Raw genomic sequence first — 22,170 nt, 5'->3', positions numbered from 1 at the left:
CTGGATGACCGAGATCGAGGGCACTCCGCGCCGGAGCGGACCGACGCTACGTGATGTGGCGCGGCGCGCCGAGGTCTCGGTCGCGACCGCTTCTCGCGCACTGACCAGCGACTACCCGGTCGCTGAATCGACCCGGGCCAAGGTTCTGCGGGCGGTGGAGGAGCTGAACTATGTCGTCGCTCCACGGCTACCGAAACGCAACACCTCCGCGTCCCTCATCGCGATGGTGGTGTCGGACGTCGTGTCCCCACTGCGCAGCCTGGTCGCCACCGGTGTGGCGGAGGCCGCTGGTGACTACGACCGCCTCAGCTCCGTGTACATCACCGGCGGTGAGCTGCGGCGCGAGGAGAAGGTGTTCGCGTGGCTCGAGGAGCAGGACGACGTCGAGGCGGTCATCCTGGTCGGCGGTGTGGAGATCACCGCGGACTACGAGCGCCGGATGGCGGCGCACGCCCGGGCGCTGCACGCTCGCGGCTCCCAACTCGTGCTCTGCGGCCGTCCCCCGCTCGCGGCCGGCGTACCAGCCCTTGTCGTCGAGTACGACAACCGCGGTGGGGCGTACGCCGCGACGAGTCACCTGCTGTCCATGGGGCACCGCCGGATCCTGACCTTGACCGGGCCGGAACGGTCCACGACCACCATCGGCCGGGTCGAGGGATACCTGCAGGCACACGACGATTTCGGTGCCGACGTCGATCCGTCGTTGCGGATCGCCTGCAGTGCTGACCGCAGCGGAGGATTCCAGGGCTGCCAGCAGGCCCTCGACAGCGGGTTGGAGTTCACGGCGATCTTTGCGCACAACGACGTGATGGCGTCTGGTGCGCTCGCCGCGCTGCGCGAGAAAGGCCTGAGCGTGCCCGGCGACGTCTCGTTGGTGGGCTACGACAACATTCCGGTCGCCCAGGAGCTGTGGCCGCCGCTTACCACCGTTTACATGCCGCATGAGGAGATGGGGAAGGCCGCGGTCAGGCTCGCAATGGAACGTCCTGCCCCCGGCTCCGGTCGCGAGCGTCAACTCCTCGGCACCCACATCGTCATCCGCACGTCGGTCCGCCCGCTGATATCCACCGAACGAAAACCGCGATGACCTTGGGGAAGGGGCCGGCCGGACGCTTCGCCGGCACGCTCGTCGAGGCCGCGGGCCAGTACGAGCAGCTGGAACGGCTGTTCGTGGACAAGGCTTGGGTTCCTCGCGGAGACCGATCTCGGCGGGTCAGCTCTCCAGGACGCGCGTCTCGGCGGGTTCCTCGACTGTGTCGGTGGCCTGGTCCCCGTGGCCGGGCCACCACGCGGCGTGCCCGATGAGTGCGGTCAGCGCCGGGGTCAGGAAGAGCGCCATCACGAAGGCCGCCATGGCGATGCCGAGGGAGAAGGAGAAGCCCAAAGACTTGAAGAACGTACCTTCGGCGAACATCAGGGAGGCGAAGGTGCCGGCGAGGATCAGGCCGGCGGCCGCGACTGTCGGACCGGCATGCTCGATTGCCTTGGCCGCCGCGGGCCGCGGCTCGAGCCCTCCCCGTGCCTCTTCCCGCAGGCGCGCCACCATCAAGATGTTGTAGTCGGTGCCCAGCGCGACCACGAAGAGGTAGATGTAGATCGGCAGGATGAAGATCAGCCCCTGCTGTCCCAACAGGCCTTGGAAGACCAGCACCGTCGCACCCAGGCTGGCGGTGAAGCCGAGACCTACCGAGAGGATGAGGTAGAACGGCGCGACGAGGCTGCGCAGCAGCAACGCCAGGATGATCATGATCAGCACTGCCGCGACCGGGAACACGATCGAGTAGTCGCGCGCCATCGCGTCGTCGAGGTCGACGAAGATCGACGTGGTGCCGCCGACGAGAGCCTCGGTCCCGTCCGGCGCGGCCGAGTGCGCGGTGTCGCGCACGGGACCCTCGACGTTGGCCATCGCCGCGTCGGACGTGGGGTCGTCGGAGAGAACGACAGTGAACACCGCGACGTCATCGGTGCGGGCGGCCAGCGCCGCCGACGCGACACCCTCTGCGGTGCCCAGCTCGGAGGCGTACGCATTGAGCTCGGCATCATCGAGCCGTTGGCCGCCCGTAGAGCGCAGCAGCACCGTTGTGGGGTCGGTGGCACCACTGGGCTGGCCCTTCTGGAAGGTGATCAGCGCCTGGCCCGACTCCGTGTTCTCGGTGCTGCTGTCGGAGAAGTTGAAGGTCGGGTTGAACCCGAGGGCGAACAACGACAGCACGGCGAGCGACCCTGCCGAGACGACGGCGAAGCGGACCGGGTGCGCGGCAACCGACCGCCCGATGGCGCGGAACCGGGTGGCCTCGGGAGCGACCATCCACTTCTTCGACGGCCAGGAGATGACTCTTGGCCCCAGGACTGCGACGACCGCGGGGACCAGCGTCAATGCTGCGAGCACGGCCAGCGCGACCGCGATCGCCAGCGCCGGCCCGATCGAGCGGAAGATGCTCAGGGACGACAGCACCATCGCCATGAAGGCGATGATGACCGCCCCGCCGGCCGACGCGATCGCCTCACCGGCCCGCTCGACCGCGTGGGACACCGCACCTCGACCGTCGAAGCCCAGCCGCAGGGCCTCCCGGTAACGGAACAGGAAGAACAGGATGTAGTCGGTCCCGATGCCGAACAGCACGATGAACAAGATCACCGAAATGGAACTGTCGGCCTTGAGATCGAACGCCTCGTTCGCCACCGCGATGAGCCCGGTGGCGGTCGTCCCGACCAGGGCGACGGTCACGATGGGCAGGGCGCACGCGATGACGCTACGGAAGATCAGAGCGAGCAGGACCACGATGAGCAACAGCGTCACGACGCTGACCACGACGAGCGCCCGCTCGGACGACTCCTGGGCGTCCAGCGACTGGGCCGCCGGGCCGGTCACGCCCACGCGGAGGCCGGTCCCGTCAACCAGTGGTTCGAGGTCGGCGCGCAGGCTCCGTGCGTCCTCGATAGCAGCCGGGTCGAAGGCGTTCTTCCCCGGTTTGACCTGCACGAAGATCGCCTGCACCAACCCGTTGTCGGCCGCCGGGGTAGCGGTCGCAGTGCCCAGATTGTCATAGCCCTTGGTGTTGAGCTGCTCGGCAATGGAGGACACCTTGGCCTGGTCGTCCGCGGTCAGCTCGCCGCCATCCTCCCGGTCGAAAACCACAATCGCGCCGATCTCACCGCGCTCGGGAAAGGCGTCCTGCTGGACGGTGAGGGCCTTGACGGACTCGTAGTGCCCGGGCAGGAACTCCGACTGGTCCTGCGTGGACTGCAGGGCGGGGGCTGTCATCGCGATGACTACGGCGGCCACGATCCAGGCGGCGATAACCCACCAGCGGGCGCGGACCACGAGCCTTCCCAGAGCAGCGACCATAGTCCGAACGCTACTCCCCTGGTCGGCCCTCGCGGACTGGAACGACACCGTGCGCACTTGCGAACGACTCGGACCCGTCGACTCGCCTAGCGTCGGAGGTGAGGCTGCACCACAGCCGGCGTTGCGGTTCGCATCCCTGGCACCTCAGGCTTGGGTCGCCCAACGGGTGAACGAGCTCACGTCGTCGGGTGACCCGTCGACTCGTACGTCGGCGGCGCTGCGTCTGCCGAATGCGTGCAGGAGGAGCTCGAGAGGTGGGCCGGCCACGGTGACGGTGCTCGGCCCGCTCCGTACAGCAGTGACCACACTGCCTTCGGGTGCGAGCTCGACCCCGACGGGCGCCTTCCGGTAGGCCCGTTTGAGGATCGGCCGGGCGCGACGCCAGATCTCGTCGAGCTCGGCCGGAGGCATGTCGCGAGGCGGAACCGGACCGGATCCGCGGCGGAGGTCTTCGTGGTGGATGGCGTACTCCACGAGATTCAGGGCCTCGTCGAACCGACCCATCAGCGAGTGTCGAGAAGGGCCTGCCGCGAACCTGCCGACCAGCGCGGCGTATCCGTCCGGCGTTGCGGCTTCGTCGACGAGCCGCCGCATGAACCGCTCCTCGCCGGGCGTCTTCGTGGTCACCTGGTCCCAGACGTTGTGCAGGATCGCATGCTCGCGCTGAACCAGGTGTGCGCACAGATGTCGCGTCGTCCAGCCTGCACAAAGCGTCGGCGCATTGGGATCTGCGGCCCGGAAGTCGCCCGCGAAGGAGCGTCGCTCCCATTCGACCCATGTCATGTCGCGCCGCACACCCCGCATTCCATTGACGTTGGCGGACTCCTGCATGGTGCAGGTTTCAACCTGTCACTCGCTCAGTGCAGCAGTCCAGAGGGCCTGCTGCAACCTCTGGTGACCGAACCACACTGCTGCGATCAACCGTGCCGGGTGATGTGGCTCCTCCGCGCAGGTTTCATCTCGGGCAAGACCATCCACATCGAAGGCGGCGGCCCGCCACAAAACCGCCTGACGTTCGGTCGCGGTGTGCAGGACGGAGGTGGGCGAGGGCTAGCGGCCGTAGGTGGTGAGGAACCGGTCCCGGAAGGTATCCATGGGCCAGACCGGTGCGCTGCCGCCCGGCCGCAGCCCGTCCTGCCAACCCCAGTCCGCGGCCCGATCCGTCACGGCCGGGTCGGCGGCGATGATGCTCACCGGCACGTCGCGGCTCGCCCCATCGCCGGAGACGATGCTGGCCGGCTGGTGGTCGCCGAGGACGACGAGCACCAGGTTGCGGTCGTGGAGCTGCTGGACGAACGAGGTCACTGCGTCGAGTGAGTACGCGATGGATTGTGCGTAGGCGGCTTTCACGCGGTCCGGTTCCCGCCACACGTCGTCCGGCGAGTCGCCCTGGGCCGGCATCGAGTCGAACACCGAGCCGTCGCCCACCTGGCTCCAGTCGACGAGCCGGGGGAGCGGTGCCCAGGGCGTGTGGCTGGAGACCAGGTCGACCTCGGCCATGACGGGAGCGCGGTTCGGCTTCTCGAGCTCCCTGCGCTGGAGCTCGGCCAGGGTGTACTGATCCGGCATCGAGGCGTAGCTGAACGACGGCCCGGCGTACCCCACGTTCCGGCGGTCGTAGACCGTGTCGTAGTGGTAGTACGTCGTCGCCTCCGGCCAGTCCGTGTCGTTCGACGGTACGTCGGCGACGGTCCGCCAGCCCGCGCGACCGAACGCGTCGGTGAGGGTGACCCGGTCTCGGGTGACGAGGTCGTCGTACCGCCGCTGGTTGTCCACCCAGAGCCCGGACTGCAGGCTGGAGTGGGCCAGCCAGCTGAGGCCGCCGAAGGTCGGCGAGGTGAGAAAGCCGCTGCGCGAGGAGAAGCCGGCCTGATGCAGTCGCCGGTCCCCGGCATCGATCGCCGAGCCGACTGTCGGGGAATCGAGCGCGGTGCGTCCGTAGCTCTCGACGAAGACCAGGAGCACGTCCTTGCCCTTCAGGCCGGTCAGCAAGTCGGTGTCCGGGGTGTCGCGGAATCGATCATGCTCGAGCGCCTGACTGAACTCCTGCTGGTCGCGGAGATCGTCCCGGAACTGCGTGGTGAGCCGAGCCGCTGCGGCGGAGGCAATGTGTCCTTGCGACTCCGGCCGGATGCCAATCAGTGCGGGGAATATCGCGATCGCGGCCAGGACGGCGACGATTCGGATCGACGGCCGCCTGTGTCCCGCCACGAGCCGAGCCAGTCGCACCGCCGCCAGCGCCAGCAGGGCGAGCACGGCCAGGCAGAGCAGCCCGGCTCCGATGATGACTGCGAGCGCGCCGGCGCGGCCGATCGAGTCTCCGAGCAGGGCCAGCGCGGAGTCGGCGTACGCCGTGTCGTAGGCGAGGTGGAAGGGGCGGTCGAAGGCGAAGTAGAAGCCTCTGTCGAGCAACCGCAGGATCGCGAGCACCCCGACGAGGAGACCGCCGCCGAGTGCGAGCATCCGCGCGAGTCGCGGTGGCAGCACCAGGACGAGGATGACGAACACGAGGCCCTCGACCGGGATCCGGAGGAATGCGCCCGGCGACAGGTCGCCGGTGTGGTCCGGCACGAGGAGCGCAGCCCAGACCAGGAGCACCGCCAGCACGGACGCCACGGTGCCACGATGGGCGCGCGGGCTGCCGGCCAGGCGCCACAGCCTCCAGGTGTGACGGCCGAACGACTCGGCCAGCAGTCCCAGCGCGATCAGCAGCACCACGGTGTTCACGGGATCGGGCAGGATGCCGGACGCCGCGAGGGTCAGCGTGATGCCGACGATCGCCGCAACCACTTTGGCCCAGTAGCGGGGCGGGAGCGAACCGCGCAGCCACGGCAGCGCCCAACCGGCGGCCACGAACACGTAGCGGGCCGCACCCAACGCGAGCACCCACCAGCCCACCGTCGGCGCGACGTACACGCTCAGGATCAGAACGAGGAACGAGTCGACTTCCATGTCGAAACGCGCCCCGAATGCCGAAGCGGTGCCGGTCCGCCGAGCGATCTGACCGTCCACCCCATCGAGGACCAGCGCCACCGACGAGAGAACCACCAGGATCGCCACCGGCGCCTGGCCGCCGAACGAGTCCGCGGTGAGCGCAGCGACCCCGCAGGCGAGGACCGCGCGAGCCAGTGTCACCCTGTCCGCCGGGCGCAGCCAGTCACGACGGTGACGCGCCAGTGCGTGGGCGAGCAGCCCGGTCAGGCCGGCTCCGCAGGCGACGCCGGTCGCCCAGCCGGCGACGCCGAGGCCGGTGGTCGCCGCGAGCCCACCGAGGAGCACGAGCAGGCAGGCGAAGCCGGTGAGCGGGCCGACCAGGATGCGGCTGCGCACTCGATCCTGAATCAGACGCACGGTGCCTCCGTCTTTGGGGGTACGACAACAACGATCACACGAGCAAGGTGTCGCATCGGTTCACGGGGCGGGACCGGCGTCTGCAGCCCGGTCTCTCACTGGTCGCGCTGCTGTCGGTCGTGCTGACGGAGAGATCGCCGGGTGAACCGGCGCCCGGTGACAGCCGTATCACTGTCAGGGGGACCAACTCGGAGAATCGGAGCCACCGCCATCAGCCGAAACATCTGGACCTTGGTACGCCTGGCGGGCGGCGCCGCGATCCTCGCCGTCCTCGCGTGGCGGGTGGGCGCCGGCCCGTTGGTGGACGGGCTCCGGCTGACGACCGGATGGCCGCTCCTCGCTGCCCTGGCGATCACGTCGCTGACCACGTTGTGCTGTGCGTGGCGGTGGAGGCTGGTCGCGGGCGGACTCGGCATCGAGGTGCCGCTGCGGACCGCGGTGGCTGCCTGCTACCGGTCCCAGTTCCTCAACGCCACGCTGCCCGGCGGGGTGGTGGGCGATGTGCATCGGGCCGTGCGCCACGGGCGCGACGTCGGCGACGTGGGCCGGAGCCTGCGGGCCGTCGCATGGGAGCGGTCGTCGGGGTTCGCGGTACAGCTGATGCTGACAGTGGTCATGCTGTTCCTGCTGCCTTGGACCGCCGGCTCGCTTCAGCTTTTGGTCGCGTTGCCGATCGCGGTGGTCGCCGGGATCGCGCTGGTCGCCGTCCTCCTGCGCCTGGACCCGCGTCGCCTCCCGGCCCGGATCGCACGCGGCTTCACCACCGACCTCCGCGACGCGGTCCTCGCGCCGCGGGCCTGGCCGGGCATCCTGCTCGCCTCCGCCGTCGCTGTGCTCGGTCACGCCGCCGTGTTCATGATCGCGGTGCGGGCGACCGGGTCGCACGTGTCGCCGGCTCGGCTGCTCCCACTGGCACTGGTCGTGCTGATGGCGTCGGCGTTGCCGACGAACATCGCCGGCTGGGGCCCGCGCGAGGGCGCCGCCGCGTGGGCCCTCGGCTGGGTCGGTCTGAGCCCGGCGGAGGGCGTCACCGTTGCGGTCGTGTACGGCGTACTCGCCCTGATCGCCACCCTCCCCGGAGCCTTGGTGGTGATCCTCGGCCGACGCCGCACCCGGCCCGACGCCCGCACCCGTGACCCGCAGTCACAGCCAGATCGGGGTCGACAGGTCGCCCCGGCATGAAGAACCCCAGGACACTCGCGCGACCTGGGCTGTACTCGTATCCGTCAACCTTGTACGTGGCGGAGGCCGCAACGATCACACCATTGTCAGCATTCGCCTGGTGCCGGTAGCCGTCGATGTCGTCGGTTGGCGTTACGCATTACTGTGCTTCACCAGAACGGCGCGGGTATAGAGAAGGTTGAAGCCGCTGCGTTCGGCGTTCTGCTGGGATTTCGAGGCGGGTTGGGTGGTGATCACGCCGACCTCGCAGCCCGCGGCAGCTGCATCGGAGAGGCGCGTGAACAGGAGAGCGGACTGGATGCCGTGGCGGCGGTGTGCGGGGAGCGTTGCGGCGCCGGCGAACTGGGCGATGTCGTCCGCTGTGCGGAGCCCGGCACCGCCCGCGATTTCGCCGTTCAGTAGGGCGATGTAACGCCTGATGTCCGCTGCTGCGGCGTCGCGTTCGGCTTCGATGTAGGTGTCGCGCGGGAACTCCTCGCGCCACGGCACTCCTTGTGTGTCTGGTACGGCGACTGCGTCGGCCATGACGTTCAGCCAGACGTCGAGCTCCTGGTCGCCGCTCGGCCGGATCTCGATTCCGTCGGGCAGCGTGACGTCGTACCTGTTGTCGACGGCGTTGTGGATGGTGATGCCGAGGACGTTCTCGAACGACTCCAACTCGTATCCACGTCGGCTGAGGGCGATGCCGATCCCGGGGTCGGCGAGGTGTGGTAGCTCGACCTGCACTGACGTGCCCATGGCGGCGTACGCGTGCTCGATCTGGTCGAGCTCGCCGGTGGTCGGTACGCCGCCGAATCCGAGCCCGACGACCTTGTTGAACGGCGAGTCGTCGTCGGCGAAGCTCGCGAGTCCACCCGCGATCGGGATCACGAAGCCCCGGCCGTTGCCGAGGCGGCGGTGGGCGGCGAGGGCGGTGGCTTCGATGAGCTTGGATTCGGCCAGCTCGATCCGCTGCGCCAGATCAGCGTCGCAAAACAGTGGTGTCCGTTCGGTTCTCATGCCCCTCCTACAGGTCCTGGCTGAGCCAGACGCGGTCGCGTAGTGGTACACCGTCGATGACGATTTCATCGGGGTAGCCGGTCGAAGGCACAAACGCGTCGCGTTCGATCCGAAGCATGCGGAAGTCCTGACGCTGGTAGAAGCGCAGATTGCCGATGTCGGCTGCAGCTGTGGCGACGAGGAGACATTTCGCCGCGTTCTGTCGGCAGTGTTCGAGCGCTGCTCGGACCAGAGCCCGGCCGACGCCTGTGCCACGGCGGCTCCCGGCGACGGCCATGCTCTTCAGCTCGACGTCGTCGCCGGTGATCAGCTGTAGGTGGCCGATGATCTCGCCGTCGTCTTCGGCCACGAACACGGCGCCGAGGTCGAGGTAGGCATCGAGCTGCTGCTCGGAGTCGTCGGCCTCCCGGAAGAGCAGGCGCAGCAGATCCCGGTCCCCGTTGTAGTGATGCACCATCATCTTGGCGAACTCCGGCTGTCGGCGTGGCTTTGGCTCTTCCAGATGTCTGTGTCACAGAGGGCGCGAGACGTTACACGATCTCGGCGATCGCTTTGTAGGCGAAGGGCCGCCGGGGATGTCGGGTCGTGGGTAGGCTCTCAATTCGAGTGCTTCGCGTGCCCGTCGGCTGTGATGCGGTACGACGAGAATCGACGAGCTGGCCGCGTCGACGGTGTAGGCGTAGCGGTTGTCGCCGGTGACGACGAGTCAGCAGGCGGCCGCCTGGTTGTCGCGCACCGAGGCGCTGATGGTCCGCAGATGGTTGGCGTGTACTGCGTACGTCGAGACGGCGCCGGCATCGGCTTCTCACAGCAACGGAACGCCGGGTCGCGGAGCTCGTCGCCGCGGGCCACTCGAATCAAGAGGCCGCAACAGAGCTCTTCATGTCCGTCCAACGGTCGAAGCGGGTTTCGGTCCAGTCGACGAGAAGTCGGCGTTCGGCGAAGTACCAGCTGCCTTGTTGCTTGAGGTACTGGTCGAGGTAGCGCATCGAGGCGACCATCAGCGTGCGCCGGCCATCGTCGCCGATAGTCACGTGGTGAGCGATGGTGTAGCACTCGCCGCTCGCTTGATTGCCATCGACAACTACTGTGCTCTGGCCGTTGAAATGGGTGGTCGCGGCGTACTGGTTGAGGTTGTCGAAGACCGGTGCGAGGGCGTCGCGCCCGCGCAATTCCTGCGTCGGCTGATCGGGCGGACGCCGTACTGCGTCTTGCCGCCGAGCGGCCGGTGTCGCGTATCAGTGTCGCCGAGGCGGCCGGGGTGACGCGGCCGACGTTCTACAACCGGTTTCGCGGTCCCTTCGATCTCCTGCTGACGGTCCCCGAGGCGGACCTGGCCGAGGTGTATCAGCGCGAGGAGCGGTGGCGAGCAGTCGAGAAGCCGTCCAATGACGGGGCGCTGCGGCGGGCGACCAGCGGTGTGGTCGAGTACCTGGCCTTCATGGCGAGCGCGGATCTTCCGGCCGGCAACCGCGACCTGATGCGCAGTTCGTCTCCCATGGATTCGCCGGGGCGACCAAGGCCTGGTTGGCCGACGGGGGATTGAGCAGCGACGATCTGGTGGACGCCGTGATCGCCTGCGCGCCGGTTTGGTGGCACCGCAGGGACGCGGCCAGCTGAGCGGACGAGGCCGGGACAATTCAACCGTCCAGATGTCGGCTTCGAAGCAGCATGTCACTCTGCAGGCGGCTCTGTTTCGATGGCGGCGGTGCGTAGTGCGGCGGCGAGGCGGGCGACCGGCTCGGGGAGCGGTCGGGGGAGTCGTGCGAGCAGGATGCGTCGCTGCTCGGCAGGACCGCCGCGGACCGGGAGGATCTGGACGCCGGGCGGTGTCACGTGGGAGAAGGTAGGGGGCACGGTGGTGATCCCGCAGCCGGCGGCGACCAGGTTGAGCTTCGCGAGCCAGTCGCGGGCGGTGTGGGCGATCCGCGGCCGCTCGTCGAGACCCGGCCACACTCCCATCAAGTGCTCGCCGCCCGGGCCGGCGATCCAGCGCTGCCCGCGCAGGTCGGCGATGTCGACGAACTCGGCGCGGGCGAGCGGATGTGTAGCAGGTATGGCGATGCGGAGGCTGCGTTCCGTCAGCGTCTGCAGTTCCAGCGCGGGGGTTTCGGTGTCGAGTGGGCGGAACGGTGGTGCGGAGGCCACCAGCGCGATGTCCAGGGTGCCGGCGCGTAGCGCCCGCACGAGGGCCGGGGTGCTGCCCTCGCGGGTGATCACGGTGATGGCCGGATGAGAATCGCGCAACGCGTCCAGCGCCCGGGGGAGTAGCCACGCACCTGCGCTCGCGAACCAGCCGAGCCGGACGGTGCCCTGCTCCTCGGGTAGGCCGACCAGCTCCCGCGCGGTTGCGTCGACCTCGTCGATCACCGTCGCTGCCCGGCGTACGACGATTCGCCCGGCGGGGGTGAGCCGGACGCCGTCGTGACGCCGTTCCAGCAGAGGCGTACCGGCGGCGCGTTCGAGGGACGCGATCTGCCGGGAGACCGCGGACTGCGTGTAGCCGAGGGCAGTGGCCGTGGCGGTGAGCGTGCCGCGCTCTGCCACTTCCCGGAACACTCGGAGCGCGGTCAGTGAAGCATCGGTGAAGGCCATGACATATACGCATACCACGGTTGCCAATCTTTCGTTGGTGGCATGGCTCCTGGCTGCCTAGCGTGGCGGTATGAACCTGATCAAGACTCCGTTCGGTTTCGCCAGCAGCGCGGCCGAGGTTGCCGCGGGCATCGATCTCTCCGGCCGGCGTGCGGTGGTAACCGGGGCGTCGTCCGGCCTTGGTGTGGAATCAGCGCGTGGCCTGGCTGCCACGGGCGCCGAGGTCACCTTGGCGGTCCGCGACATCGAGGCCGGCGAGCGCGCTGCCAAGGACATCACTGCGACCACCGGCAGCACGACCCTGCGCGTCGCGCAACTGGATCTGACCGACCCGGCATCGGTCGCGGCGTTCGCTGCGGCCTGGGACGGGCCGCTGCACATTCTGGTGAACAACGCCGGCGTGATGGCGGCTCCCGAGCGGTACACGTCACAGGGCTGGGAGCTGCAGTTCGCCACCAACCACCTCGGTCACTTCGCCCTCGCCGCCGGTCTGCACGACGCGCTGGCCGCCGACGGCGCCGCGCGCATTGTTGCAGTCAGCTCCAGCGGGCATCAGCTCTCGCCGATTGTCTTCGACGACGTGAACTTCGCGTTCCGGCCCTACGATCCGTGGCTGGCCTACGGCCAGTCCAAGACCGCCAACGTGCTGTTCGCGGTCGAGGCGTCCCGTCGGTGGGCCGGTGACGGCATCACCGCGAACGCCCTGATGCCGGGTGCCATCTACACCAACCTGCAGCGCCACACCGGTGGCCGCGGCACCGGCACGGTTCCGCCTGAGCTCTTCAAGACCCCGGAGCAAGGCGCGGCGACCTCGGTCCTGCTGGCCACATCACCTCAGCTGGAGGGCATCGGCGGACGCTACTTCGTCGACTGCAACGAGACCGAGACGATCGACCACCGCGGCGACGCGCCACCCTTGCACGGCGTGGCGCGCTACGCCCTCGACCCTGACGGCGCACAGCGCCTGTGGACCCTGTCCGAAACCATGCTCCAACACTCTCGGGAGAACCGATGACCACTACACCGAAAGTCGCCCTCGTCACCGGCGCTACCCAAGGCCTGGGTCTGGCGCTGGTCGAGGGACTCGCCAGTCGCCTGGGACCCACCGACACCGTCTACCTGACCGGCCGCGACGTCGACCGCGTGACCGCCGCTGTCGATGCCGTCCCGGGCGGGGGAGCCCGGGTTCGTGCCGAGGTCCTGGACGTGTCCGATCCGGGTGCCGCGGACAAGCTCGCCGTACGACTGAAAGAGCGGCACGGCGGCGTCGACGTCGTGTTCAACAACGCCGTCATGCGCGTCGGCCCGGATCACGACCCACGCGCGATCGTCGACACCTACGTCGAAACGAACAACTTCGGGACGACCCGGATGCTGCGGGCCTTCGCGCCCCTGCTCCGCGACGACGGCCGGTTCCTCGTGGTGGCCAGCTCGCTGGGCACCCTTCACTACCTGGCGCCAGTACTGCATCACCACTTCGACGGCTTGACCTCCCTGGAGGACGTGGACAAGGAGGTCGCCGCTTGGCGTGACCTCGTCAAGGACGGCAGCGACCGGGCCACCGCATGGCCTGGCTTCATCAACATCCCGTCCAAGATCGCCCAGGTCTCCGCCGTACGCGCGATGGCCCACGAGCGCCGGGAGGACGACCTCGCCCGCGGCATCCTGGTGGCCGCGGTCTGCCCCGGCATGATGAACACTCCCACCTCCGCCCTCTGGTGGGACGTCAGTACCGCCCCCACCCCGGCTGAGGCAGCCGTCCCACTGCTGGACCTCGCATTGGAGCCGTTCGCTCCCGACGCCTACGGCCAACTCATCCGCTACGGCAAGGTCCTACCCTGGGCTCCCTGAAGTAGGCGATGACCTGCTGCGGACTGGCGGTGGCGCGGCCGCGGACGGCGTCGAGAATCTCGGCGACCCGGGAGGTCCAGGCGTGCCGGCCGGCCATCCTCACCTGTCCAGCGGCGGTGCTGGCTGTCCTGGTCGCGCGCGCCCGCGACCACGGTCGAGTGCGCTCGGACATCGATCGCTCGGCCCGTAAAGCGTCGAGGTGCTACGCCAGTCCGAGAGGTACGTTCGGGTTGCCGGCTGGCTCAGTCGGAAGGCCTGTCAACCGGTCGCTCATAAGGTGACGTGCAGTTCGGTCAGTCCGCGGAAGAAGTAGTCCGCGCGCCATTCCGGCTCGCCGGCGAGCTCGGCGCCGGGCAGGCGGGTGGCTGCGACGCGGGCCGCGGTGCGGATCTCGTAGCGGGCCATCGTTGCGCCGGGGCAGACGTGGGGACCCTTGCCGAAGGCAAGATGTTGTTTCGCGTTCGGCCGGTCGACGACGAACTGGTCGGGGTCGGCGAACGCCGTTGCGTCGCGGTTCGCGGAGGCGAACATCAGCAGCAGCGGTGTGCCGGCCGGGAGGTCGGTGCCACTGATGCTGACCGGCTTGGTGGCGACGCGCATCAGGCCCCGGTGGGGCGCCTCGAAACGCAGCGCCTCCTCGGCGATGTGTTCGGCTTCGCGCGGGTCAGTGGCACGCTCCCACAGACCGGGGTGGCCCAGCATGAGGTACAGCGTGGACAGGATGGCGTTGCGCGTCGTGTCGTACCCGGCGACCCAGTGCAGCAGCATCGTGTAGAGCAGCTCGTTGTCGTGCAGCGGCTCGGCCTCTCCCACCTCGCCAGCGGCGAAGGTGGAGAACACGTCGTCGGTGGGCGCCTGGCGCCGCTGGTCGCGCCAATCCAGCGCGAACGCCTGATAGTCGTGGAGCTGGCGGGCCGCCTGCAGCTTCTGCTCGACCGGAACCGTCGGCGTCAGGATCGCGGCCATGGAGTGCGCCCAGATCTCGTACTGGTCGTGGTAGTCCTCCGGTACGCCGAGCAGCATGCTCGTCGCCCGGCTCACCAACGGGTGCGCGTACACCGCGGCCAGGTCCGCCCGGCCGTCGCCGGCGACCTGGTCCAGCAAAGCGTTGGCGTGGCGTTCTACGTCGGCGGCGAGGGCACTCACGCGGGGACCGCGGTAGGCACGCTGAATCGTCGCACGCATCCGGTCATGCCGGGCGCCGTCGACCTCGACGCCGCTGGCGACGTCAGGATCCACTGCGAACTCCGGCAGCGCCGCGATCACCTCCGGCACGTTGCCCGCCACCGGAACCGGCAGCGATCCGACCGACGAGAACGTCTCCGGGTCGGCTGCGATGCGCTCGATGTCGTCGTACCGGGTCACCAACTGGACCCCACCAAGCGTCTGGCTCGGGGCGACAGGGAACTGTTCGCGCAGCTGCTCGAACAGCGGGTACGGATCGTTGCGGTGTGCTTGGAAGGGGTCGAACTCGGGGCAACCCACTGCGGGCATGGCGGCGTCGCTCACTGCGCTCCTCCACAGACAACGATCAGTCCTTCGTCGCGCCCCGCTGGCAAACTCATGTCGCCGCCCGACGAAGGGGAGTTGTCAGCCTACGCTCCGTAAGTGCCACCTGGCCATCACGTCACCCGCTGGGAGTGAACGGCCCTGAGAGCCTGGGTGATTCCGACGGCATCGCGGCACAGTGCCCCAGCAGGGGGTGTACCTTCAGCGCTGCCGATTGGTCTCCGCAAGCCCGGAGCTGGGTAGGGTCGCCGCGCTTGCCTCGACCAGACCTCTGGTGGGCACGGCGGCCGGCAGGTCGGGGTGGTCTGCGGCAACGTGCGCGAGGGTCCGCGCGATCACCTCCTCGTCGGTCGCTCCTTGCGCCGTGTAGCCGCACTCGCACCGCACCTGCCGCGTCGTCATGGGTACGCGTCATCCGGTGCATTTGAGATCCGAAGTGGCGAGTATTGCGCGGGCAACGCTGGAAACACTTCTGTCGAGTGTCAATGTCATGGACCTGCGGCAAGGCGTCGGCGGCGGGCCGCCCGACGGCCTGCGTGGCGGATCAGTTGGCGCGTTCGAAGTGGTCGACGATCAGGTGTCCGATCCGGCCGATGCGATCTTCTTGCTCCTCGTAGCTGCCACCGAGATCGTTCGCGAACACGGCGACGATGATGGGTCCCGAGGGCGAGTAGATGATGCCGACGTCGTTGGCGTCCCACGGTGGGTTGTCGCCGGTCTTGTGGCCGACCGGATCGCCAACGAGCCCTGGCAGGCGTCGCTCGCCTAGCTGCTGTCGGACGAGCGAGGCCCGCAGTTCCGCAGTGCTCTTGCCTGATACGGCGGTCGAGCACTCGATCGACTCCAGCATGCGGCCGGCCTCCCGCGGCGTCATCTGTCCGAAGCAGAGCGGCTGGCTGCGCTCACGCGCCAGGGCACGGACCTCGTCGAGTGGTCGCGCCGCTAGCGACGCCACCTCGCGCTCGATCGATTCCAGCCATTGCTGCGTCATCCCGGCCCACTCCGGATCGCGGCTCCGCAACGCGTAGACCTGGGTACTCGTGAGCGACAGGTGTCGCGCATCTGCGAGTACGTACGGGAGTCGATCGGCGTCGAGGATGCTCTGCGCCATGCGCGTCTGTGGATAGCCGGATGCGGCCAGCCAGGCGTTGAGAGGGGTGACGCCCCCGATCATGGCGAGCAGCAAGTCGGTCGCGCTGTTGTCGCTCACGACGATCATCGCAGTCAGGAGGTCCCGTACTGTCGGCTCCAGGCCTTCCTGGAAGTACCGGAAAAGGCCTGAGCCGCCACGGATGTCGGACCTCGTCACGCGGATGCGTCCGTCGAGGTCGAGTTGGCCGTCATCAGCAAGTTGGTAGGACCGGATTGCGAGGGCCAGCTTGATGACGCTTTGGGTCTCGAAGACGACATCGGGCCGGACTGCGGCCTCCTCGCCGGTCGGCAGGTGCTTGACGTAGATGCCGACACCGAGGGGCTTGCGTTCGCGCAGCGATTCAAGTTCGACGACGCCCGCTGCGGCCGTGTCGTCTGGAACTTGCAGTGTGAACCGTGCAGCTTCAGTCTCGAGCAGCTCTGCCAGTCCGCTCGCCCGACCGCTCATCGAGACATCGTAGCCCCATCACTGCTAGGCCCGGCTGCACTGCGAGAACCCGCCCGATACCGCTGTGGGACCACGGTCAAATCGACCAGTGCCCACGTGTTCGCCGCGGCGACGCGAGTCGGACAGACGGAAGCTGTGACGACTGTTCTTGAGACAGTCTTGATGTGGCCTGCTGTGAGCCGGTTCCTGAAGGTTGTCCGCGGCATCCGTCGATCGGCCGTGGTTCGTTGCGCTCGGCATCGGACCACGCGATCCAGGACGCCATGTGTCCCTGCGGCCAGCTCGCCTGTCTACCCCTACCGCCACTCCTGCGGCAGCGAAATGCTCAGCTCGCACCTCGCAAGCTTCGAATCGATCTGGTCGAAAGGCGTCCCGGGGCAGGCCGGACAGCCGCGCGACGCATCATCGAACACCCCAAGCCCTGTATCTCCCGAGTGCGATTGCTGGGTTCCAGGTAGTCAGGACAGCGGCGATGCGGCGGTCGGGTCGAGCAGCACTTCTTCGACGTTGAGGATATTGCTGACGTCGAAGCCCTGCATGTCTGCTGCGAACTCAGGGCTGGCCATGTACGCGGCGGTGACCTCGCCGGGTTCGGCGCCGTCGGGGTACGCGATCAGGGCGACCAGGCGGTGCGCGCCGCCGTCGTGGTCGGTCCAGATCCCGTGCGTGGTAACGCCCAAAGCGCGCAGGCTCGGGATGTGCCGCGGCCAGTGCACGGTCGCGTAGTCCCGGAGCACTTCGGCCGTGCGCAGTGTGTAAATCCTGAGCTGGTACACGATCGCCAGAATCCTCTCGGTATGGCCTGCATTGAGGGCAGCATGGAGCGGAGTGTCGGGTCAGTTGATGAGGCTCACACCCAGGGCGAGGACCGCCAGGCCCTGCAGGACGGCCCTGGGGACGATGATGCGGTCCCAGTCCCGTTGCAGGGTGCGGGCGTTGGTGGGAGTTTCGCCGGCTTCGGCGGCCGCGGTGAGACTGCGGTTGATGGGTGCGCTGATGCGCAGGTAGAGCAACACCCAGACCACCAGCAGCAGAAATGCTGCTCCCGCCGCCGCTGATCCGGCGGGGTGGCCGGCCACCGCGGCGAGCACGGATGCGGCGGCGGCGGCGACAATGCCGAGGATTCCGGGAACGGGCATTCGCCGGTCGGCGAACCGGTGCACGTTGCCCATCATCGCGGTGAGAGTGCTGTCATCGACCCGCGCGAGTGCGGATCGCTGCACGAGCGCACAGAAGGCGTCGGCGCCGTAGACAATCCCCGTGCTGACGATCGCCAAGAGCACGGCGAGTTGCGAGAGCAGTGTCATGCCTGGGTCTCGGGGCCGCCGAGCGGCGGCAGTGCGCCGATCTGCTGAAACATCTGCATCAGGTTCAGCTCGTCCCAGTGCTCGACGAACATGCCGTTCTGGACGCGCCAGATGTCGATGCTGCGCATCTCGACAGGTTTGCCGCTGGCGGGGATGCCCAGCAAGTCCCCGGTGTGGATCCCGCGGTAGATGAAGCGGCCCACGACGCGGTCACCGGAGATGATCAGGTCCTCCATCGTGACGGCCAGGTCGGGCAGGCCAGTGAAGAAGGCGGTCCAGAACTGCCGGTTGGCCTCACGTCCGTCGGCGACGAAGTCGTTGTGATTGACGTAGTCCTCGGCGACGAATCGGTCCACCAAGTCCGGCTTGTGGGTGTTGAGCATCTCGACGTAGAGGTCAACGAGCGGGTGTTCGGGCGGGGTCATGTCGGTCTCCTCAAAGGGGGTTAGCACTGCTAGCGCTAGCAACGCTAACTCTTGGCGGTGCTCCGGTCAATAGCAACGCTAGAATATCTAGCGACGCTACAGCCAGGCGTTGCTAGCCAGGATCGTCGGCAGCGCGAGCGCACATCCACGTTTCTGTGGGTCTGAAGGCGACTCGGCGACCGCGCACACCAGCCATCTCCTCGGCGCCAAGATCCAGTTCCTGACTGAGCTGTATCTGGTCGAGGTGGCGTCGCCAGGCTTCTCGCGGCCACGCCAGCCTGACCTGTTGAACGTGCCGTTGCTGTCATTCGGAACTTCCTAGTCGTTACAAGGGTCCTGGATCTTCGGAGCCGGGATTCCGACCTGACGCTGTCGACGTCAACGTCGAACCCCTGAACCAACGTCCACGTGATCCGAACTCTGTCCCGACCATTGCCGAGCGTCGGCGATTGCTCGAGGTCAACACTGCCGCGGCGAGGTTCTTTCGCCGGGAGTTGCTTCGGGCAACGGATGGCTGGGTTCCGGAGTACTTGACGCGCGGGGGAGCAGGCGACCGGTCAAACCAGGCACTCTGTACGCACGGCGCGGCTCATCGGTTCAATCGCCGCCCGTGCGCCTCGACCTCACGAGGGTGCGGGGGCAGGATGGAGTCCACGCGGGCGAAGGAGATTCAGATGACTGAGGCAACGACCCGTACGATCGACGTACCGGGCGCCGTACTGACCTATGACATCCGGCCCGGCAGCGATGGGGACAAGACGCCGCTGGTCATGGTTGCTGCGCCGATGGCAGCCGCCGGGTTCACGACCTTGGCCGGCCACTTCACCGACCGCACCGTGGTCACCTATGACCCGCGGCGGAGCGAGCGCAGCAAACTCACCACCGATGCAGATCCCACCCCGGAGACCCACGCCGACGACATCCACCGGGTGATCCAGGTCGCCGTCGGTCCCGGACCTGTCGATGTGCTGGCCAGCAGCGGTGGCGCAGTGAACATGCTCGCCTTCGTCGCGGCGCATCCTGAGGTGGTTCGCACCCTTGTGGCCCATGAGCCGCCGCTTGTGTCGGCGTTGCCCGACCGCGAGACGGCGCTTGCAGCCGTCCACGATGTCCGGGACACCTACGAGCGCGATGGCCTCGGTCCAGGGATGGCCAAGTTCCTGGGCCTGATCATGCACACCGGCGAAGTCCCCGCCGACTGGACCGATCGGCCGGCTCCCGACCCGGCCCAGTTCGGATTGCCGACAGAGGACGACGGCTCACGGGAGGATCCGATGCTCGGTCACGGCCACATCGTCAACACCACCGGATACGAGCCCGACTACGCCGCGATCAAGGCCGCCCCGACCCGCGTGGTGCTGGCGTACGGCATCGAGTCGGACGGTCTGATCACGCAACGCGCCGCGATAGCCGTTGCCGAGGCCCTAGGGGTCGAGCCGACGAGATTCCCGAGCGACCACGGCGGCTTCCTGGGCGGGGAGTACGGCCAGACCGGCGACCCGGACTCGTTCGGCGCCCGGCTGCGCGAGGTGCTCGACGGCTGAGTCAACGTCCAACCGCGGCTCGTCGTCGGGGTCGTCGTCACTCGGTATGCCGGACTCCCGCTGCACCTCGTCCGACACCCTCGCCCGCCGGGCCCTCTCAGCCGACAGTCATGGTGGCGCGGAGGTCTGTCGTCGGCGTCCGAGAGGCCCGGTCACAGTCCGACGAAGCTCACTGTTTCTGTCATGTCCGCCCGCCCGGTACGCAGCCGTGGGACGGCTTCCCTCTCAAATCCCACCGAGACACCGCAGACCAGTACGAGCCCGTCACGTGCTCCGACTATCTGGCTGACCGTCTTGCGGTACATCGTCCACATCACCTGGGGGCAGCTGTGCAATCCTTCGGCCCTTAGTAACAGCATGACCGTCTGGAGGTACATCCCGGCATCCGCCCATTGCCCAGGCCCCACCGTGTGGTCGAGGTAGCAGAACAGTACGACCGGTGCGCCGAAGGCCTTCGAGTTGAGGGCGGCGATCTTCAAGGGCCTGTCGGGGTCGTCGCGTTCGATTCCCAGCGCTTTGTACCGTTGGGCGGCCGCGGCGGAGAAGCGGTCCAGGTACGGCGAGGTCAGTTCGGCCGGGTACATCGGGTACTCCCGTTCGTCACCCGAGTCTGCGGCCAGTGCCCTGGCCGTTGCGCGTCTCTTCAGTTCAATCAAGGGCTCACCAGATACGACGTACACATGCCACGGCTGGAGGTTCCCACTCGACGGAGCCCGCGTCGCTGCGGTCAGCACTCGTTCGAGGATCTTCTTGGATACCGGCTGATCGCTGAACGCCCGCACAGCCCGGCGACTGTCCACAGCTTCATACACATCCACGTCTTCTCGGCCTCTCACTCAACGACAGCCACTTGTCTACCGTCTCCAGCACGCGCAAGAGGCAACACGTGATCCGGATCGCACTTCGATCTGCGGCAGGCGGCCGCTGACTGCCGTACCGCTGCGGGAACCTCGCCCGCCTTCTGCACTGATCGGCAGGCGAGGGTAGCGGCGGCGTTCCTGGTGTCAGACGGTGGCGGGCGCGGACTCGTCGGCGGGTTCGGGAGAGGCGGCCGGGGTGCGCAGACCGAAGGCCATGACGAGCGCACCGAGCAGCGCCGCCGCCAGCGGGACCACCAGCGCGGTCCGCAGCGCGCTCAGGCCGGTCCCGGCGGAGACGCTGACTGCGGTGACGGCCGACAGCCCGAGCGCCATGCCGAACTGTATGGCCGTGTAGAGCAGACCGCCCGCCAGACCGTGCTCCTCGTCATCGACACCCTCGGTCGCGGCCATGGTCAGCGGTCCGTACGCCAGTGCGAAAGCCAGACCGAGCAGGAGCAACGCCGGGAGCATAGCGGTGTACGCCGAGTCCATGCCGACGGGCAGAAACAGCGCGTACGCGACCGCCGCGAACACGATGCCGCCGAACAAGACCCGCACGTTTCCGAAGCGGTTGACCAGGCGTGGCGTCAACGTCGGCGCGAGAACCGTGTCGATTCCGATCACCAGCATGGCCAGGCCGGTCTGCATCGTGCTCCAGCCGCGTACCTCCTGGAAGTACAGGGTTGCCAGGAACTGGAAGCCCGCGAACGCCAAGAGGAACAGCAGCGCCGCCACATTGACGCGCACGAGCGACGCCTTGCGCAGGATGCCCAACCGCACCAGCGGCGACGACGACCGCCGCTCGATCGCGACGAACAGCCCGAGCAGCGCCAGCCCCGTGACGAACGTCGCAACGGTCAGGAACGTCCCGTCACCGGGGTGCTCCAGCCGGACCACTCCGTACACCAGCAGCAACATGGCACCGGTGATGGACAGCGATCCCGCCAGGTCGAAGCCGCCCCGAGCCCGCTTGCCGCCGGACTCGCGCAGCAGAATCAGCGCCGCCACCAGGATCAGCGCGGACAGGATGACCGGCGCGAAGAACACCCACCGCCAGCCGAACGACGTGAGCACGCCGCCGGCGACCAGCCCGAGCGAGAACCCGCCCGCCGCGGTCCCCGCGTACACGCCCAGCGCCTTGGTGCGTACGCGGTCCTCGGGGAAGTTGGAGGTGACCAGCGCCAGCCCGGCCGGCGCCATGAACGCGGCCGCAACTCCCGTGGCGAACCGCGCGGCCAGCAGCATCCAGCCTTCGGTGGCGAATCCGCCGAGCCCGGAGAAGAGCGTGAAGACACTCAGGCACACCACGAATACCCGCCGGTGCCCCAGCAGGTCGGCAGCGCGGCCGCCCAGCAACATGAACCCGCCGTAGCCGAGCACGTAGGCGCTGACCACGCCGCTGAGCATCCCGGTGGACAACCCGAGGTCGGCGCGGATCGACGGCAGCGCCACGTTCAGCATCGCCACGTCGATCCCCTCGAGGAAGATCGCGCCGCACAAGACCAGCAACACGCCCCATGCGCGCACTGTCATGCCTGCCGGCCCGCTGACCGCATTCGACATCGGTGTCCAACCCCTCTGCATCGGGGAACCGATCC

At 68.2% G+C, this 22,170-nt stretch carries 21 protein-coding genes; 6 read left to right on the top strand and 15 right to left on the bottom strand.

The window, feature by feature from the left end:
- Positions 1-4 precede the first annotated feature (4 nt).
- Positions 5-1,087, top strand: a complete 1,083-nt coding sequence (locus ACIBG5_RS34730; RefSeq protein WP_396395758.1) for a LacI family DNA-binding transcriptional regulator — start codon at positions 5-7, stop codon at positions 1,085-1,087.
- A 126-nt stretch (positions 1,088-1,213) separates the two neighbouring features.
- Here ACIBG5_RS34730 and ACIBG5_RS34725 read toward each other — a convergent pair whose 3' ends face one another.
- The 3 genes from ACIBG5_RS34725 to ACIBG5_RS34715 all read right to left on the bottom strand — a co-directional run bounded on the left by ACIBG5_RS34725 (position 1,214) and on the right by ACIBG5_RS34715 (position 6,700).
- Positions 1,214-3,349 carry an MMPL family transporter gene (locus tag ACIBG5_RS34725; RefSeq protein ID WP_396395757.1) on the bottom strand — a complete coding sequence of 712 codons (2,136 nt, stop codon included), beginning with the start codon at positions 3,347-3,349 and terminating at the stop codon, positions 1,214-1,216.
- A 144-nt stretch (positions 3,350-3,493) separates the two neighbouring features.
- Complete coding sequence (locus ACIBG5_RS34720) at positions 3,494-4,132, bottom strand: TIGR03085 family metal-binding protein (RefSeq protein WP_396395756.1); 639 nt, start codon at positions 4,130-4,132, stop codon at positions 3,494-3,496.
- 267 nt (positions 4,133-4,399) lie between these two features.
- On the bottom strand, positions 4,400-6,700 hold the full coding sequence (locus tag ACIBG5_RS34715) for a CDP-alcohol phosphatidyltransferase family protein (protein ID WP_396395755.1): 2,301 nt from the start codon (positions 6,698-6,700) through the stop codon (positions 4,400-4,402).
- A 231-nt stretch (positions 6,701-6,931) separates the two neighbouring features.
- On the opposite strand from ACIBG5_RS34715, the gene ACIBG5_RS34710 reads away from it, so the two are divergent.
- On the top strand, positions 6,932-7,882 hold the full coding sequence (locus ACIBG5_RS34710) for a YbhN family protein (protein ID WP_396395754.1): 951 nt from the start codon (positions 6,932-6,934) through the stop codon (positions 7,880-7,882).
- A gap of 132 nt (positions 7,883-8,014) precedes the next feature.
- On the opposite strand, the gene ACIBG5_RS34705 is transcribed toward ACIBG5_RS34710, so the two are convergent.
- The 3 genes from ACIBG5_RS34705 to ACIBG5_RS34695 all read right to left on the bottom strand — a co-directional run bounded on the left by ACIBG5_RS34705 (position 8,015) and on the right by ACIBG5_RS34695 (position 10,053).
- The gene (locus tag ACIBG5_RS34705) at positions 8,015-8,881 is read right to left on the bottom strand and encodes a GNAT family N-acetyltransferase (RefSeq protein ID WP_396395753.1); all 867 of its coding nucleotides are present in this window, start codon (positions 8,879-8,881) and stop codon (positions 8,015-8,017) included.
- Positions 8,882-8,888: 7 nt separating this feature from the next.
- On the bottom strand, positions 8,889-9,341 hold the full coding sequence (locus tag ACIBG5_RS34700; RefSeq protein WP_396395752.1) for a GNAT family N-acetyltransferase: 453 nt from the start codon (positions 9,339-9,341) through the stop codon (positions 8,889-8,891).
- A 397-nt stretch (positions 9,342-9,738) separates the two neighbouring features.
- Positions 9,739-10,053, bottom strand: coding sequence for a nuclear transport factor 2 family protein (locus ACIBG5_RS34695; RefSeq protein ID WP_396395751.1), 315 nt, complete (start codon positions 10,051-10,053; stop codon positions 9,739-9,741).
- A 56-nt stretch (positions 10,054-10,109) separates the two neighbouring features.
- On the opposite strand from ACIBG5_RS34695, the gene ACIBG5_RS34690 reads away from it, so the two are divergent.
- Complete coding sequence (locus ACIBG5_RS34690) at positions 10,110-10,427, top strand: TetR/AcrR family transcriptional regulator (RefSeq protein ID WP_396395750.1); 318 nt, start codon at positions 10,110-10,112, stop codon at positions 10,425-10,427.
- A 128-nt stretch (positions 10,428-10,555) separates the two neighbouring features.
- On the opposite strand, the gene ACIBG5_RS34685 is transcribed toward ACIBG5_RS34690, so the two are convergent.
- Positions 10,556-11,476: a LysR family transcriptional regulator gene (locus ACIBG5_RS34685; RefSeq protein ID WP_396395749.1), complete on the bottom strand. Its 921-nt coding sequence runs from the start codon at positions 11,474-11,476 to the stop codon at positions 10,556-10,558.
- A gap of 70 nt (positions 11,477-11,546) precedes the next feature.
- On the opposite strand from ACIBG5_RS34685, the gene ACIBG5_RS34680 reads away from it, so the two are divergent.
- Positions 11,547-12,491, top strand: a complete 945-nt coding sequence (locus ACIBG5_RS34680) for an SDR family NAD(P)-dependent oxidoreductase (RefSeq protein ID WP_396395748.1) — start codon at positions 11,547-11,549, stop codon at positions 12,489-12,491.
- The gene (locus tag ACIBG5_RS34675) at positions 12,488-13,327 is read left to right on the top strand and encodes an SDR family NAD(P)-dependent oxidoreductase (RefSeq protein ID WP_396395747.1); all 840 of its coding nucleotides are present in this window, start codon (positions 12,488-12,490) and stop codon (positions 13,325-13,327) included. The genes ACIBG5_RS34680 and ACIBG5_RS34675 overlap by 4 nt, the downstream gene beginning before the upstream one ends.
- A 270-nt stretch (positions 13,328-13,597) precedes the next feature.
- On the opposite strand, the gene ACIBG5_RS34670 is transcribed toward ACIBG5_RS34675, so the two are convergent.
- The 6 genes from ACIBG5_RS34670 to ACIBG5_RS34645 all read right to left on the bottom strand — a co-directional run bounded on the left by ACIBG5_RS34670 (position 13,598) and on the right by ACIBG5_RS34645 (position 18,168).
- Positions 13,598-14,836 carry a cytochrome P450 gene (locus ACIBG5_RS34670; RefSeq protein ID WP_396395746.1) on the bottom strand — a complete coding sequence of 413 codons (1,239 nt, stop codon included), beginning with the start codon at positions 14,834-14,836 and terminating at the stop codon, positions 13,598-13,600.
- Positions 14,837-15,037: 201 nt separating this feature from the next.
- Positions 15,038-15,238 carry a DUF1059 domain-containing protein gene (locus ACIBG5_RS34665; protein WP_396395745.1) on the bottom strand — a complete coding sequence of 67 codons (201 nt, stop codon included), beginning with the start codon at positions 15,236-15,238 and terminating at the stop codon, positions 15,038-15,040.
- Between the two features lie 142 nt (positions 15,239-15,380).
- Entirely contained in the window at positions 15,381-16,436 is a 1,056-nt protein-coding gene (locus ACIBG5_RS34660) for a serine hydrolase (protein ID WP_396395744.1), read from the bottom strand.
- A 458-nt stretch (positions 16,437-16,894) separates the two neighbouring features.
- The gene (locus ACIBG5_RS34655; RefSeq protein WP_396395743.1) at positions 16,895-17,212 is read right to left on the bottom strand and encodes an NIPSNAP family protein; all 318 of its coding nucleotides are present in this window, start codon (positions 17,210-17,212) and stop codon (positions 16,895-16,897) included.
- Between the two features lie 60 nt (positions 17,213-17,272).
- On the bottom strand, positions 17,273-17,743 hold the full coding sequence (locus tag ACIBG5_RS34650; protein ID WP_396395742.1) for a hypothetical protein: 471 nt from the start codon (positions 17,741-17,743) through the stop codon (positions 17,273-17,275).
- Positions 17,740-18,168: an ester cyclase gene (locus tag ACIBG5_RS34645; RefSeq protein ID WP_396395741.1), complete on the bottom strand. Its 429-nt coding sequence runs from the start codon at positions 18,166-18,168 to the stop codon at positions 17,740-17,742. Before ACIBG5_RS34645 ends, ACIBG5_RS34650 begins: the two co-directional genes overlap by 4 nt.
- Positions 18,169-18,842: 674 nt before the next feature.
- On the opposite strand from ACIBG5_RS34645, the gene ACIBG5_RS34640 reads away from it, so the two are divergent.
- Positions 18,843-19,712 carry an alpha/beta fold hydrolase gene (locus tag ACIBG5_RS34640; protein WP_396395740.1) on the top strand — a complete coding sequence of 290 codons (870 nt, stop codon included), beginning with the start codon at positions 18,843-18,845 and terminating at the stop codon, positions 19,710-19,712.
- A 152-nt stretch (positions 19,713-19,864) separates the two neighbouring features.
- Here the strand turns inward: ACIBG5_RS34640 and ACIBG5_RS34635 are convergent, their stop codons facing one another.
- Both ACIBG5_RS34635 and ACIBG5_RS34630 read right to left on the bottom strand, forming a co-directional pair.
- A complete protein-coding gene (locus ACIBG5_RS34635; RefSeq protein ID WP_396395739.1) occupies positions 19,865-20,530 on the bottom strand; it encodes a nitroreductase in 666 nt (221 codons plus the stop codon).
- A 186-nt stretch (positions 20,531-20,716) separates the two neighbouring features.
- The gene (locus tag ACIBG5_RS34630) at positions 20,717-22,135 is read right to left on the bottom strand and encodes an MFS transporter (protein ID WP_396395738.1); all 1,419 of its coding nucleotides are present in this window, start codon (positions 22,133-22,135) and stop codon (positions 20,717-20,719) included.
- Positions 22,136-22,170: the final 35 nt, after the last annotated feature.

Origin of the sequence: Kribbella sp. NPDC050241, assembly GCF_044459685.1 — a bacterium.
GTDB lineage: Bacteria > Actinomycetota > Actinomycetes > Propionibacteriales > Kribbellaceae > Kribbella.
Note: the sequence above shows the minus strand (reverse complement) of the source record. Positions and strands in the feature narration are given on the sequence as shown.

What these genes read in the sequence shown, in the direction of transcription:
- ACIBG5_RS34730 (WP_396395758.1), top strand. Translation starts at nt 5, where the DNA reads ATGACCGAGATCGAGGGCACTCCGCGCCGGAGCGGACCGACGCTACGT.
- ACIBG5_RS34725 (WP_396395757.1), bottom strand. Translation starts at nt 3,349, where the DNA reads ATGGTCGCTGCTCTGGGAAGGCTCGTGGTCCGCGCCCGCTGGTGGGTT.
- ACIBG5_RS34720 (WP_396395756.1), bottom strand. Translation starts at nt 4,132, where the DNA reads ATGACATGGGTCGAATGGGAGCGACGCTCCTTCGCGGGCGACTTCCGG.
- ACIBG5_RS34705 (WP_396395753.1), bottom strand. Translation starts at nt 8,881, where the DNA reads ATGAGAACCGAACGGACACCACTGTTTTGCGACGCTGATCTGGCGCAG.
- ACIBG5_RS34700 (WP_396395752.1), bottom strand. Translation starts at nt 9,341, where the DNA reads ATGATGGTGCATCACTACAACGGGGACCGGGATCTGCTGCGCCTGCTC.
- ACIBG5_RS34685 (WP_396395749.1), bottom strand. Translation starts at nt 11,476, where the DNA reads ATGGCCTTCACCGATGCTTCACTGACCGCGCTCCGAGTGTTCCGGGAA.
- ACIBG5_RS34680 (WP_396395748.1), top strand. Translation starts at nt 11,547, where the DNA reads ATGAACCTGATCAAGACTCCGTTCGGTTTCGCCAGCAGCGCGGCCGAG.
- ACIBG5_RS34675 (WP_396395747.1), top strand. Translation starts at nt 12,488, where the DNA reads ATGACCACTACACCGAAAGTCGCCCTCGTCACCGGCGCTACCCAAGGC.
- ACIBG5_RS34665 (WP_396395745.1), bottom strand. Translation starts at nt 15,238, where the DNA reads ATGACGACGCGGCAGGTGCGGTGCGAGTGCGGCTACACGGCGCAAGGA.
- ACIBG5_RS34660 (WP_396395744.1), bottom strand. Translation starts at nt 16,436, where the DNA reads ATGAGCGGTCGGGCGAGCGGACTGGCAGAGCTGCTCGAGACTGAAGCT.
- ACIBG5_RS34650 (WP_396395742.1), bottom strand. Translation starts at nt 17,743, where the DNA reads ATGACACTGCTCTCGCAACTCGCCGTGCTCTTGGCGATCGTCAGCACG.
- ACIBG5_RS34645 (WP_396395741.1), bottom strand. Translation starts at nt 18,168, where the DNA reads ATGACCCCGCCCGAACACCCGCTCGTTGACCTCTACGTCGAGATGCTC.
- ACIBG5_RS34640 (WP_396395740.1), top strand. Translation starts at nt 18,843, where the DNA reads ATGACTGAGGCAACGACCCGTACGATCGACGTACCGGGCGCCGTACTG.
- ACIBG5_RS34630 (WP_396395738.1), bottom strand. Translation starts at nt 22,135, where the DNA reads ATGTCGAATGCGGTCAGCGGGCCGGCAGGCATGACAGTGCGCGCATGG.